Source organism: Anaeromassilibacillus sp. SJQ-5 (assembly GCF_054108045.1).
On record NZ_JBPJWQ010000001.1, the window covers coordinates 3,190,148 to 3,201,956 of the forward strand.

14 protein-coding genes are annotated in these 11,809 nt (G+C 60.3%); 5 read left to right on the top strand and 9 right to left on the bottom strand.

Annotated features, from left to right (window positions below):
- Positions 1–11: 11 nt before the first annotated feature.
- From ACSAMM_RS13770 to ACSAMM_RS13785, 4 genes are read right to left on the bottom strand one after another with little or no spacing between them, the layout of a single operon-like run.
- The gene (locus tag ACSAMM_RS13770) at positions 12–608 is read right to left on the bottom strand and encodes an Rnf-Nqr domain containing protein (RefSeq protein WP_178724450.1); all 597 of its coding nucleotides are present in this window, start codon (positions 606–608) and stop codon (positions 12–14) included.
- Positions 605–1,258 carry an Rnf-Nqr domain containing protein gene (locus ACSAMM_RS13775; RefSeq protein ID WP_457791868.1) on the bottom strand — a complete coding sequence of 218 codons (654 nt, stop codon included), beginning with the start codon at positions 1,256–1,258 and terminating at the stop codon, positions 605–607. Before ACSAMM_RS13775 ends, ACSAMM_RS13770 begins: the two co-directional genes overlap by 4 nt.
- Complete coding sequence (locus tag ACSAMM_RS13780; protein ID WP_178724446.1) at positions 1,258–2,259, bottom strand: RnfABCDGE type electron transport complex subunit D; 1,002 nt, start codon at positions 2,257–2,259, stop codon at positions 1,258–1,260. The genes ACSAMM_RS13775 and ACSAMM_RS13780 overlap by 1 nt, the downstream gene beginning before the upstream one ends.
- The gene (locus ACSAMM_RS13785) at positions 2,249–3,529 is read right to left on the bottom strand and encodes a 4Fe-4S dicluster domain-containing protein (RefSeq protein ID WP_457791869.1); all 1,281 of its coding nucleotides are present in this window, start codon (positions 3,527–3,529) and stop codon (positions 2,249–2,251) included. The genes ACSAMM_RS13780 and ACSAMM_RS13785 overlap by 11 nt, the downstream gene beginning before the upstream one ends.
- A 259-nt stretch (positions 3,530–3,788) precedes the next feature.
- Here ACSAMM_RS13785 and ACSAMM_RS13790 point away from each other — a divergent pair, with 259 nt between their 5' ends.
- On the top strand, positions 3,789–4,382 hold the full coding sequence (locus ACSAMM_RS13790; RefSeq protein WP_457792197.1) for an adaptor protein MecA: 594 nt from the start codon (positions 3,789–3,791) through the stop codon (positions 4,380–4,382).
- Between the two features lie 6 nt (positions 4,383–4,388).
- On the opposite strand, the gene rpe is transcribed toward ACSAMM_RS13790, so the two are convergent.
- The gene (gene rpe, locus ACSAMM_RS13795) at positions 4,389–5,033 is read right to left on the bottom strand and encodes a ribulose-phosphate 3-epimerase (RefSeq protein WP_457791870.1); all 645 of its coding nucleotides are present in this window, start codon (positions 5,031–5,033) and stop codon (positions 4,389–4,391) included.
- A gap of 252 nt (positions 5,034–5,285) precedes the next feature.
- On the opposite strand from rpe, the gene ACSAMM_RS13800 reads away from it, so the two are divergent.
- Complete coding sequence (locus ACSAMM_RS13800; RefSeq protein ID WP_457790346.1) at positions 5,286–6,212, top strand: DDE-type integrase/transposase/recombinase; 927 nt, start codon at positions 5,286–5,288, stop codon at positions 6,210–6,212.
- Positions 6,213–6,345: 133 nt separating this feature from the next.
- Here the strand turns inward: ACSAMM_RS13800 and ACSAMM_RS13805 are convergent, their stop codons facing one another.
- A complete protein-coding gene (locus ACSAMM_RS13805; protein WP_178724438.1) occupies positions 6,346–7,401 on the bottom strand; it encodes a G5 domain-containing protein in 1,056 nt (351 codons plus the stop codon).
- A gap of 169 nt (positions 7,402–7,570) precedes the next feature.
- Here ACSAMM_RS13805 and ACSAMM_RS13810 point away from each other — a divergent pair, with 169 nt between their 5' ends.
- Positions 7,571–7,843: a hypothetical protein gene (locus ACSAMM_RS13810; RefSeq protein ID WP_457791871.1), complete on the top strand. Its 273-nt coding sequence runs from the start codon at positions 7,571–7,573 to the stop codon at positions 7,841–7,843.
- A gap of 360 nt (positions 7,844–8,203) precedes the next feature.
- On the opposite strand, the gene ACSAMM_RS13815 is transcribed toward ACSAMM_RS13810, so the two are convergent.
- Positions 8,204–9,403, bottom strand: coding sequence for a DEAD/DEAH box helicase (locus ACSAMM_RS13815; protein WP_457791872.1), 1,200 nt, complete (start codon positions 9,401–9,403; stop codon positions 8,204–8,206).
- 211 nt (positions 9,404–9,614) lie between these two features.
- Between ACSAMM_RS13815 and ACSAMM_RS13820 the strand changes: the two genes are divergently transcribed.
- Both ACSAMM_RS13820 and ACSAMM_RS13825 read left to right on the top strand, forming a co-directional pair.
- A complete protein-coding gene (locus ACSAMM_RS13820; RefSeq protein WP_457791873.1) occupies positions 9,615–10,313 on the top strand; it encodes an AzlC family ABC transporter permease in 699 nt (232 codons plus the stop codon).
- The gene (locus ACSAMM_RS13825) at positions 10,310–10,642 is read left to right on the top strand and encodes a branched-chain amino acid transporter permease (protein WP_457791875.1); all 333 of its coding nucleotides are present in this window, start codon (positions 10,310–10,312) and stop codon (positions 10,640–10,642) included. The genes ACSAMM_RS13820 and ACSAMM_RS13825 overlap by 4 nt, the downstream gene beginning before the upstream one ends.
- 13 nt (positions 10,643–10,655) lie before the next feature.
- On the opposite strand, the gene ACSAMM_RS13830 is transcribed toward ACSAMM_RS13825, so the two are convergent.
- On the bottom strand, positions 10,656–11,420 hold the full coding sequence (locus ACSAMM_RS13830; RefSeq protein ID WP_457791876.1) for a hypothetical protein: 765 nt from the start codon (positions 11,418–11,420) through the stop codon (positions 10,656–10,658).
- Positions 11,404–11,691, bottom strand: coding sequence for a hypothetical protein (locus ACSAMM_RS13835; RefSeq protein WP_178724430.1), 288 nt, complete (start codon positions 11,689–11,691; stop codon positions 11,404–11,406). Before ACSAMM_RS13835 ends, ACSAMM_RS13830 begins: the two co-directional genes overlap by 17 nt.
- Between the last annotated feature and the right edge of the window lie 118 nt (positions 11,692–11,809).

Sequence of the window (11,809 nt, forward strand, 5' to 3'; positions counted from 1 at the left end):
TCAAATTGATGTTATACGAAGGAAAACGATGAGGTAAAGCCCAGCAGGGCCAGGGCCAGAATGCCCAGATAAACCAGGGTGGCGGGCATGCCGCGGAAAGACTGGGGCATATCGGGGTTGTCCATGCGTTCCATCCCCTCGGCGGTCAGCCAGGTCAGCAATACAAAACCGAGGCAGGCCCCCAGCGACAGGCCGATGGCCCCCGCCAGCCCCAGGGCGAACTGGTGGTTGATGATTAGGGCAATGCCGATAACCAGATTGTTGAAGGCCGCCAGGGGCAGCAGACGACTCACCCGTCGGTAGACGGAGGGCAGGGCCCTGTGCAGCCAGAAGGAGGCCAGGGCGTACAGCACCGCGGCGATGGCCACCATCATCAGGGGTCGCAGCAGCTTGGCGGCCTGCCCGGTGCCGATAAGGCTATCCAGCGGATAGGCGATGAGTACCGTCAGCACCGAAAAGGCGGTCATAAAGCCGCCGAACAGCCAGATGTCCCCGGGCCGGCGGACGATGCGCAGCATGATGGAGGAACCGAACCCGGTGGTCAGCACCAGGTTCTGGATAAACGCGGTGGCCAGCAGAAAAACGAGAAATTGATGAAGGCCCGTCATCGGCTTTCCTCCTCCTTCCTCTGGAAGAAGTGGCTGACCCCCGCTTTAATCCACTGCAGGAAGGCGGCCATAAAGCCCAGCAGGATAAAGGCGGCGAAAGGCTGGGCGGCCTCCGGCAGCCGGAGATCGAAGCCCATGGGCTTGTCCCATAGGGTGCCGGAAATGGCCAGCTCCCGCAGGGCGGAAACGGCGCAGATGACCAGGCCGAAGCCGCAGACCGAGCCCAAAGCGTCCACCAGGGCGGCAGCGGGCCGGTTGCTCACCGAAAAGCCGCCCGCCCGGTAAGTGAAGATGGTGTTGACCGCCATCAGGGGCAGAAACAGGTACAGCGAGGCGTACAGCTCGGTGGAAATGAAGCGGTCTACCAGAAAGGCCACCCCAACCAGCAGGGCCGACGCCCCCAGGGTATACACCGGGGGCCGGGCGGCGGCGGGCAGCTTATCGCCATACAGGGACATGAACAGGCTGGTGGGCAGCAGCACGGCGGCGGTGCACAGGGTGAGAGCCACGCCGTATTTGAGGTTGGTGCCCACGGCGATGATGGGGCAGATACCGATCGCTTGGATCAGCACGATGTTGTTAACGATGAAGGTTTCGATAAAAATCCCCGTCAGCTTCCAGAACTGATGGGTGGAGCGTTTTTTATCCATCAGCAGCCACCTTCTTCCGCGGGCCGCAGGCCCTTCGTCAGAGTATGTACCAGCCGCCAGGACCAGCGATCCAGTATCGGTGCAAAGGCATTGACCAGCAGGACGGCGAAACAGGCCGCGTCCTCAAACCGCCCGAAATACCGCAGGGCCATGACCAGTATCCCGGCAAACGCGCCGTACAGCAGGCGGCCCAGCCAATGGCGGGGGGCGGTGACGGGATCGTTGAGCAGGAAGATCCCCGCAAACAGCAGATAGCCGGAGCACAGCTCCATCATCACGCTCTGCTGCCAGGCGGCGTCCTTCAGCCGGGGAAACAGGATGGCCGACAAGGCGCAGACAGCCAGAAAAGACAGGGTGATGAGAGGGGAGGCGGTGCGTCGAGTGAACAGATACAGCGCGCAGGCGGCCAGCACCGCGATGCAGGTGGCGCCGATAGGGCCGGGGAACCGGCCGATGGCCAGCTCCGCCCAGCTGTAGGTCGGGGAGCCGCCGCCGGCCAGCTGGGCCGCCGGGGACATCTCGGTCAGGGCCTTTCCCAAATCGCCGCTCAGGGCGAGAGGCGCGTTTAGAGAGGGATCCGGATAGAGGAACAGCCGGGTGGAAAAGCAGTGGGTGACCACCGCCATGCCGGCGGCGGCGGGGTTGAAGACATTGCGGCCGGTGCCGCCGAAGGGCATCTTGACCACCACGATGGCGAAGGCGGCCCCCAGCGCCGGCACCCAGTACGGGGTCAGCGGGGACATCATGGCCCCGATAAGCCCGCCGGTCACGGCGGCGGTGCCGTCCAGGAGGGTGGGGCGGCGGCGCAGGAACGCACAGCAAAGCAGTTCGCAGGCCATCGCCGTTATCATACCTGTCAGCACCAGCAAAACCGGTCGAAACCCGTAATATACCGAAGAAAAAATACACAAGGGGATCAGGGTGATGAGCACGTCCAGGCTCATGTACGAAGCCCGTTCCGTCCGCCGCAGGTGAGGGGCGAACCCTTTGTTAAGCGTCATCGTCGTCCCCCCAGTTCAGGAAAATTGTCCCGCGGGTCTGCCGGGCCTCCAGCACCTTGGCCGTCACGTCCCGCCCGGCTGGGCAGACATGAGAGCAGGCGCCGCAGCCGTCGCAGGCTTCCGGTTCAAGAGACACCAGCCGTTCGTAATGCATGTTTTCCAGCCGCCGGACGATTTCGTAGGGCAGCAGGTCGGCGTGGCAGACACGGGCGCACCGGCCGCAGCCCATGCAGGGCTGCGGGGCGAGAACCGTCCGGCTGACCAGGGCCAGCAGACAGGTGGTGCCGGGCAGAATGGGCGTGTCCACGCTGTCGGCCGTCACGCCGGTCATGGCATCGCCGAAAATGAGGTACTGCGGATCGCTTGACAACCCGCAGGCGCGCAGCACCTCCCCCGCCGGCGTTCCAAAGGGGACGCGGACGTTCTGCGGGTTGGCCACGGCGTCACCGGCCACGGTGAGAACGCAGGACGTCTGCGGCTCTCCCAGGGCGGCGGCACGGCAGAGGGCCAGCGCCGCCTGTACCCCGATGCGGCAGACGGCGGAACGCCCCGCGCCGCCCGTCAGGCGATCCGCCGGGTATTTGGAGCGCACCTGATAGACCGCCTCCTCCCCCAGCCTCTGGGCCAGGGGCCGCCGCCGCTTGGTTGGCAGAAGGACGGCCACGTGATACCGGGGAATGCCGGCCGCGCGGGCGGCCAGGGCCAAACCGCGCCACACATCCTCGGCCGATTCGGTGAGAACAGCCCAGGCGGAGGACGCGTAGGGCTCCGCCTCGGTTCCGTCAGCGACGAGCACATCGAAGGCCTTGTCCTTCCAGTCGGCTAATTTCAAGTGGAGAGGAATCCCATCGAGCTCGTCGATGATACCCGCCCGCCGGGCCGCGCCCAGAATGGCGTCGGTCTCTAGGGCGTCCGCGGCTTCGGCCTCCTGCGCAGTCAGAAGCGCCGGTTGGGGTGGGGGAGGATTTTCTTCCGGCCGGGGACGCAGCACCGCGCAGGAAACTTGGCCCACCACCGGGTGACTGATGGTCCGGATATCCTCGAAGGTTCCGGTTACCGTGGCGAAGGAAGGAGTATCGCCGCCGGGGTCGCTCAGCACCTCCCCACGGCCGATCTGGGCGCCGGCTGCGGCCGCGGGCAGGGCCTCCGACGTGTCGCCGTAGCATAAGGGAACGAGCACCGGCCCGGCGGGGGAAAACGGCAGAATGCCGCGGGAGGCGGCCGGCTCTTTATCGTGAGGAATGCGGATGCCGCGATTCCAGAAAATCATAGGCTAAATTCTGTCCTTTCCGAGCTTTGTCGCCGGTCCCCCCTTGGGAAAAGACCAGGCACAAGCCTTAATGAAACCACGCGGAACAAAACGCCGCCGTCCGGCGCCGCCGATCAACCGGAGGCAAGCGGGACTGACAATTTTTGTGCCTTGTAAAGGGGAAATGCGTGTATTATCATGAAGATATCCGGAGAAAATCCGTCGGCGGACGGTGGGGGATCAGCAGTCCCCCGAACGATAAGGGGGGCTTGCCTTGAAAATGGAACTGCTGGAGAGCGGATGCTTAAAAATTGTGCTGTCCAATGAGGATTTGGAGGAAATGGGGCTGACCTTCGATCGGCTGGATTACCGCAACGCGGAAACCCAGCGGGCGATTCAGCGGCTGCTGCTGCTTGCCCGGCAGGAAACCGGGTTTCATCATAACGGCGATTTGACCGTGGAGGCCATTCCGCTGGAAGATGGCTGCTTGCTACTGCTCACCCCGGCTTACGCCCGGCGGCGGGTGCGGATGAAAAAGGCCGTGGGCCCTTACATATACCGGGTGCCCGATATCGACGGGCTTTTCCGGCTGGCGGAGAACTGGAACCGGCTGCAGGCGCAGCGGGGAGACGCCCCGGAAAGAACCTTGACGGCAGGCAGCTCGCTGTATCAGCTCGGCGGCGCGTATGGGCTGGTGCTGTATCCCGCCATGCCGCTGACCAAGGAAGCCAGCGCCCTGCTGCAGGAGTTCGCTCAGCCGGCCGGCGAAGGGGATGCCGCCGCCGCGTTCGCGGCGGAGCATGGACAGCCCCTGGCCATCGGCGACGCTCTTCCCCGCCTGTGGCAGGCGATGGAAGGCAACCGCCATCATTAAAGAAGCCTACAGGGCCTGCATCTGTCTGACCAGAGCCGGCGCATCCGACGACGTGAACAGGGCGTTGCCCACCACGGCGACGGTTGCGCCGGCTTTTGCCGCCTGCTGCGCTGTCGCGGCGTTGATTCCGCCGTCCACCTGAATATCCACGCACAGGCCCCGGCGCTCAATTTCTGCCCGCAGGGCGGCGATTTTCGGCAGCATGTCGGCCATAAAGGCTTGTCCTCCAAAGCCGGGCTCCACCGTCATCACCAGTACCATGTCCAGCTGCTCCAGATAGGGGAACGCCGCCTCGGCCGGGGTGGCCGGCTTGAGGGTCAAAGCCGCCCGCTTCCCTAAAGACCGGATCTGCGAAAGGGTCTCTTTAAGCGGGGAGGCACATTCCGCATGGATGTTAATAAGATCCGCTCCGGCCTCGGCAAAGGCGTCCAGCAACCGCTGCGGATACGCCATCATCAGATGAACGTCGAAGGGCAGGCTGGTCAGCGGGCGCAGACGCCGGATGACCGGCGGGCCGAAGCTGAGATTGGGCACAAAGACACCGTCCATCACGTCCAGATGCAGCATGTCGGCCCCGCTGCTTTCCACAAAGGCCAACTCCTCGGCCAGATGGGCGAAATCACAGGTCAAAATAGAGGGAGACACTTTCACAGCGAATGACCGTCCTCTCGCGTATGGTATCGAAATTCTTGACTGAAGGCCAATGGGTTCACATTCACCCATTCTATTATTGTACCGCATGGCGGGCCAAAGGTCAATGGGCGGCGCGGATTCTGTAGAAGGGGATTCTGTAGAGGTACAATACATCTTGGACAGTTGAATAAAAAAGGATGAAGGATAGGGCCACATCGGTTATAGTTGAGTTGCGACACAAAACTTACCGAGAAAGGAGCCATATCCTTCATGAGCAAAAGTATAACACAGGACATGGCATATCGGCAATCCCTGATGAAGTACGCGGAAAAATACGGCGTCAGCCGTGCCAGCCGGAAGTATAACAAAAGCCGGTCGTACATCTACTTCTGGAAAGCACGCTGGGATGGGACCGTTGGCTCTTTGGACTGTCAGTCCAGACGCCCCTACAGCCATCCAAATCAGCATACTGAAGCAGAACTCAAACTGATCCGGGATATGCGCCGCCGGAATCCTACCCTAGGTATGGTGGAACTGTGGCATAGGTTGCACCAGCGGGGTTATACACGCCGTCCGGAGAGTTTGTTCCGGGTCATGCGAAAGCTGGGGATGTTCCCTGCTTCTAAGAAGAAGAAACCATACAAGCCCAAACCCTATGAGCAGATGACCTATCCCGGACAGCGGATCCAGGTGGATGTGAAAGTAGTTCCCCGCCATTGTATTACCGATCCGGAACTGCGTCTGTACCAGTATACTGCCATTGACGAGTTCACTCGCCTGCGATTCCTCGCCGCCTACCCAGAGCAGTCCACCTATTCCTCCGCTGACTTCCTCAAAAGGCTGGTCAAGTGGTATTCCCGCCGGGGTATTCAGGTGGAATGCATCCAGACCGACAACGGCTTTGAGTTTACCAACCGCTTTTCCAACAGCAAACGGGATATCCAAACCCTTTTTGAGAATACTGCCGCTGAGTTGGGCATCCAGCATAAACTAATCCGCCCTTATACTCCCAGACATAATGGCAAGGTAGAGCGCAGCCACAGAGAAGACCAGAAACGCTTTTATTCTCTCCACTCTTTCTTCTCCCTGGCTGATTTTGAAAAACAACTTGCTGCTCATAATCGCCGCTCCAACGATTTACCGATGAGACCTCTCGCCTGGCTTTCTCCTATCGAATTCCTTGTCCAACATGTTTGACAATCCTACACGGCGCGGATTCTGTAGAAGGGGATTCCCTGAAGCGGGAACCCGTCGATCCCCGGCGAAAAAGCGGGGTTCGACGGACGCAAAAATCCGCTCCCGCCTATGGCGGGAGCGGAAAAGGGCGCAATTATTCCAGAATATACACATTCATGGTTCGGCGGCCGAACTGAATGCATTCCTCATAGGTGTCCATAAACAGGTCGGCCACCAGCGCGTTTTTGCGCACGCCGCCGCCCGTATCCCCTGCGATGGCATACCCGTAGACATACGACCCATCGGGAGAGGTGATATACAGCTTGCTGCCGTAGGGGATCCGCTTGGGATTGACCGCCACCACGCCCACCTGGGCCCTCATGCCGGTGGAGCAGATCGTGCCGGAGTCCCCCCGATCGGAGGTGTAGGCCGTGGCCTTGCCGGAAATCATGGATTTGTATTTCAGCGGCTGCCCGGCGGAATCCAGCTCGATGTCAAACGGCGCTTTGGACATGGGCGTGCCTACAACCGTGCCCTTGAGCACGATTTTTTCCACCGCTTTTTTGGTCACGGCTTCGCCCACCAACTCGGTTTCCACCACCTGGCCGTCCACGATGCGATCCCGGTAGGTCAGGGTTTTCACCCCGTTCTGCCCCGCCTGCTTAATCTGGGTTTTCCCCTTGGGCAGGACATTGGTATAACGGGTGGAGGTGGTGTAGGCGATGGCTTCGGTTTTGGTATGCTCCCGGTACTGCACCCGTTCGATCGTGAGGTTCATCCCCTCTGTCGCCGGAGCGGCCGGATCCGCATTTAGGGTGTCGTGCTCGCCCACGGTAATCTGGGCTTTTTCCAGCGCGTCCGCCACGGTGCCTCCGGTCATGGCGACCAGGGTGCTCACGCCGTCGGCGTTGATCTGCACGTTGAAAGCGCGGGTGATTTCAATGGAGGCAGTGCGCTGGCCGTTCTCCGCAGTTTGCACCACGTCGTCCTTACCCAATGTCACGCCGGCGGTTTTCAGCACATAGTAGGGATCCTCGTTGAGGGTGAGGACCACCTTGCTGGTATCGCCGTCCACTACCGTGACGGCGTGAGTGTTCACTGTGACCACAGCCACCATGGCGGCGGTCATCACAGCGAGAGCGGCGGCGGCAAACAGGCGGCTGCGCAAGGCGCGCACCAGTGCCGTGGCCATGCGGTATACGGTTTCCATCGGTAGAACTCCCTTTCTTCTCTGAGAAGCCGGTGCGCGGGTTCCTCCATATGGGGTCTCCGCGTCTTGTCAGCGCCGCTGGCTTCCATAGTATACCCGGCCTATGAGGCCGGTACAAAAATGCGCCGGACTTTGCTCCCGGTACGCATCCGGATTGGTTCGTTTGTGGATGGGTCTCCGCGTCTCTGTATTATACGCACACCAAACCGCCTTGTCAAATGGCTTTAGAAATCCAAATTTTGTTGGAAAAGTACAAATATCCGCTGAAATTCTTTTCCAATGGACAGGAAGACGTTTTTTCAGCGGAGCGGTGGGAATTGCGGCAAAAGCGGGGATGAAAGCGTGGTTTTCGGTGAAAGCCATCCGGCAACTGGAAAAGAGCCACAGGGTTTCATGCAGGTTGCCATCAAATATGGAAAATAATTACAAATCTGGTTTTTGAATTTGAGAATGAATTCTTTTGCGTAAAATTTGTGCATCCAGACAAAAGTAACAGGTTTGTAACCACCCAAAAACCGTGTTTGCAGCTCGAAAACGAGAATAAAGTCGAGAAAAACGCATATACTAGCCCACTCGTTTGGAATAAATATATAAATTTAATGAATATATATACAAATCGGCGGCAATTACCAGTTTCCTTCTCCCCGCCGCGCGGCCGTCACCCCTTGGCGGGCTGTCGAAAACCGGTCGGAATTCTCCCGGACAGGCGGTGGGAAGCCGGGAAAAGTGAACTTGCCGAAAACAGGAAAAAGGGAGATAAAAAAGACGGACGCGTTTGCGTCCGTCTTTTTTAAAGGCTGTGTCAGATGTCCTCGGTGGAGGCGGTGTCGGCGGCCTGCGCCAGGGGGGAGCCGTCCTTGTGAGTTAGGCGGCCGTCCGCGGCAAAGAGGATTTCCTCGATTTCCGAGTGGGTGTATTTCTTAATATCCCGGATGCGGAACCGGTCGTCGGGGGTCATGAAGGTGTATGCCGCGCCCCGGCGCTTGGCCCGGCCGGTGCGGCCGATGCGGTGAAGATAATACTCATTCTCGTCCGGAATGTCGTAGTTGAATACCGCTTCCACGTCGTCCACGTCGATTCCGCGGGCGGCCACGTCGGTGGCTACCAGGATTTCGAACTTCCCTTCTCGAAAGCCGGTCATGACCTGATTGCGCTGGGACTGAGGAATATCCCCGTGCAGGCAGTCCACCGATCGGCCCTGTTTATGCAGGCGATCGCAGAGCTGGCGCACCGAGGTTTTCATGTTGGCGAAGACCATGACCCGGTGATAGTCCATCTGGTCAATAATCCGGGTCATGTCCTCCAGCCGGCGGGAACCGGAGGACATCAGGCCGTACTGGTCAATCTGGGGACGGTTGTCCCCTTCCGCGGCCACCGAGATTTCTACAGCGTTGTGCTGGTATTCCCAGGCCACGTCCATGACATCCCGGGAAATGGTGGCGCTGAACATGACCACCTGGGTGTCGGCCGGGGTGGCGTTGAGGATCCGGCGCACGTCCTTGATGAAGCCCATTTTCAGCATCTCGTCCGCCTCGTCGAGCACGGCGGTGTAGACGTTGCCCAGCCAGGCGGTGCGCCGGCCCATATGATCCAGCAGCCGGCCGGGGGTGGCGACCACGATGTGGGGGTTCTTTTTTAAAGCGGTCAGCTGCTTGCCGATGGGCTGTCCGCCGTAAACGGCGGCGATGCGCACATCGGGGCGGAAGGCGGCCAGCTGGCGCAGCTCTTCCGCAATCTGCAGACACAATTCGCGGGTGGGACAGACGACGACCGCCTGGATATCGGTGCAGTCCGGATCCAGGCATTCCAGCAGCGGGATGCCGAACGCGCAGGTTTTCCCCGTGCCGGTGGGGGCCTTGGCAATGAGATCGTGCCCATCCATCATTACGGGAATGGTCTGAGCCTGGATGGGGGTGGGGGAGGTAAAGCCCATGCGCTGCAGCGCCTTCAATGTAGGCTCCCGCAGATCCAGTTCGTCGAAACTGGTAATTTCCTTTGTCATGGTGGTATTTCATGCCTTTCCGTAGATCCGCCCGGGCGGATCGGATTCGCTGTAATTAATATCCTACCTATTATAACATAAAGCGGCGGGACGGACAACCAGGTCTTTCTTCTTATTACCTTATATTATATATAAAGGCTGCAGCGGGCTTGACGGCGGCGAGACAGGAAGCGTATACTGATAAATTAGCGACGGCTAAGGAGGAAGGTATATGGGGGAGAAAATCAAGGCCCTGCGGGCGGCGTTCCCGCACACCCTGCCGATACTGACCGGGTATCTGGCGTTGGGCGCGGCTTACGGCGTGCTGCTCAGCACCAAGGGGTACGGCGTCGTCTGGGCCTTGCTGACCAGCACCTTCATCTATGCCGGCTCCATGCAGTTTGTGTCCGTCGGCATGCTGGGCATGGGGTTCCATCCTCTGAGCGCCTGTCTGATGACCCTGATGGTCAATGCCCGCCATTTTTTCTACGGCATTGCCATGCTGGACAGGCTGGGCGGTACAGGGAGGCTGAAGCCGTATTTGATTTTTGCCATGTCGGACGAAACCTTCTCCCTGCTGTGCAGCTCCCCGCCGCCGGAAGGGGTCAGCCGTAAATGGTTCCTGTTTTTCACCGCCCTGCTCGACCATTCGTATTGGATAGCGGGCTCGGTGGCGGGCGGTCTTTTGGGCGGCTTGGTGAGCTTCAACACGGCGGGGATCGATTTTGTGCTGACGGCCATGTTTGTGGTGATTTTCATCAATCAATGGAAGGCCACCTCCAACCATCTGCCGGTGCTCATCGGCCTGGGGGCCGCCCTGCTGTGCCGGATAGTGCTGGGATCGGAAAAGTTTCTGATTCCTGCCATGATCGTCATTCTGGTGCTGGTGACCCTGCTGCGGGGGCCTATCGAGAAACGGGGTGACCTATGAGTACCGCCCAAACGCTGCTGTTTTTCGGCATCATCGCCCTGACCACGGTGTTCACCCGGGCACTGGCGTTCGTCATTTTTCCAGAGCATAAGGAAACGCCCCGGTATATCCAGTACCTGGGCAAGGCCCTGCCTTATACCATTATCGGCCTGCTGGTGGTGTACTGCCTCAAAGAGGTGTCGATAACGGTCAGCCCCTTCGGCCTGCCGGAGGCCATCGCGGTGGCGGCGGTGGCCGGTCTGCATCTGTGGAGAAAAAATATGCTGCTGAGCATTGCCGGCGGCACCGTGGTCTACATGGTGCTGGTGCAGTTTGTGCTGCCCGGATGAAAAAAGCCCGCCGTTAAAGGCGGGCTTTTTTACGGGCGTGTTTTTTGTGGAGCAGCAGGACAAGAATGATTCCGGCCAGAAGCACCCCCGTCCCCGCTAATACATACGGCAGCAGCGAGACACATCCCGGCATGGTGACAATCGGCGGGGCGGAGCCGGCGCCTTCGTATATCTCCAGGGGGCGCATGGCCATCGCCGCCGTGTACAGGCGGCCGTTTTCCAGGCCGGTTCTGTCGGGATGGGAGCCGAAAGGCACCACCCACTCTCGGCCGTCAGCCAGGATCAGGGCAAAATACGTCTGGCAGTAGGAAGAGGAGGCGAACTTCAGCGAAATCGACGGCGCCTGCCGCAGGGCGTCTTCCCCGTCGATGGCGGCGGCGACCGCGTCCGTGTCAATAAAGGTCTGTGCGTCGACAGCATGTCCGGCCGTCGTCCAGAGGCCGTCTGCGCCGCGCTGCATGGTGAAAACCTCGTTGCCTTCCACCTGGAATTTCCAGACGGTCGCATCGCTTAGCGCGCCGTCCAGGCTCCCCGCCTCGCGATAGGCCGTCGCCGGGTTATCCTGGCGGAAACCGTGAACCGGAAAACCGATCATAGCGTCCAGATCGAAATAGCGGGAGTAGGACAGAAGACTGAATACCACTTCCTCGCATTCGGCCGCCGTGGCTTCCCGGGCTTCTCTCACCGCTTTCTGTCCCGGCGTTTCGTCCGCCAGGACGGGCATGGCCAGCAGGGCGGAAAGCGCCAGGAAAACGGCGGCTTTACAGACCGTCCGCATCGTCGTTCGGCCCGGCGGGCGGCGTCGGAGGCGTGGGGGGCGTGTCCGTCGGAGGCGGCGTGTTCTTTTTCTTTTTCGCGTCCATCACGGTCAGCACAATCAGGGCGGCCACGGCCACCAGGCCGACGGCCCCCAGCACGAAGGGAAGCACGCGGGTGCGTTCGCCCGTGGCGGGAGACAGCCCGTCCGCCGCGGCGGACACCGCGCCCGCGGCCGTCAGCGCGGCGGCCATCACGGCGGCGCGTATAGAGGAGAAGGAGCGTTTCATCACAAATTCCCTGCCTTTCAAATAGCGGCGGCCGTTTTCTCGCGCACACAACCGTCGGCTTCTGTGCTTCCAGTATACACGTACCCGCTAAAAAATTCAACCATGCGGGAGCAAAAGTTGG

Bases quoted from the DNA above. Each gene is read 5' to 3' on its own strand.
- ACSAMM_RS13775 (WP_457791868.1), bottom strand. From the start codon at position 1,258: ATGGATAAAAAACGCTCCACCCATCAGTTCTGGAAGCTGACGGGGATT.
- ACSAMM_RS13805 (WP_178724438.1), bottom strand. From the start codon at position 7,401: ATGGAAACCGTATACCGCATGGCCACGGCACTGGTGCGCGCCTTGCGC.
- ACSAMM_RS13785 (WP_457791869.1), bottom strand. From the start codon at position 3,529: ATGATTTTCTGGAATCGCGGCATCCGCATTCCTCACGATAAAGAGCCG.
- ACSAMM_RS13800 (WP_457790346.1), top strand. From the start codon at position 5,286: ATGAGCAAAAGTATAACACAGGACATGGCATATCGGCAATCCCTGATG.
- ACSAMM_RS13815 (WP_457791872.1), bottom strand. From the start codon at position 9,403: ATGACAAAGGAAATTACCAGTTTCGACGAACTGGATCTGCGGGAGCCT.
- ACSAMM_RS13825 (WP_457791875.1), top strand. From the start codon at position 10,310: ATGAGTACCGCCCAAACGCTGCTGTTTTTCGGCATCATCGCCCTGACC.
- ACSAMM_RS13810 (WP_457791871.1), top strand. From the start codon at position 7,571: ATGGGTCTCCGCGTCTCTGTATTATACGCACACCAAACCGCCTTGTCA.
- ACSAMM_RS13770 (WP_178724450.1), bottom strand. From the start codon at position 608: ATGACGGGCCTTCATCAATTTCTCGTTTTTCTGCTGGCCACCGCGTTT.
- ACSAMM_RS13790 (WP_457792197.1), top strand. From the start codon at position 3,789: ATGGAACTGCTGGAGAGCGGATGCTTAAAAATTGTGCTGTCCAATGAG.
- ACSAMM_RS13830 (WP_457791876.1), bottom strand. From the start codon at position 11,420: ATGCGGACGGTCTGTAAAGCCGCCGTTTTCCTGGCGCTTTCCGCCCTG.
- ACSAMM_RS13820 (WP_457791873.1), top strand. From the start codon at position 9,615: ATGGGGGAGAAAATCAAGGCCCTGCGGGCGGCGTTCCCGCACACCCTG.
- ACSAMM_RS13780 (WP_178724446.1), bottom strand. From the start codon at position 2,259: ATGACGCTTAACAAAGGGTTCGCCCCTCACCTGCGGCGGACGGAACGG.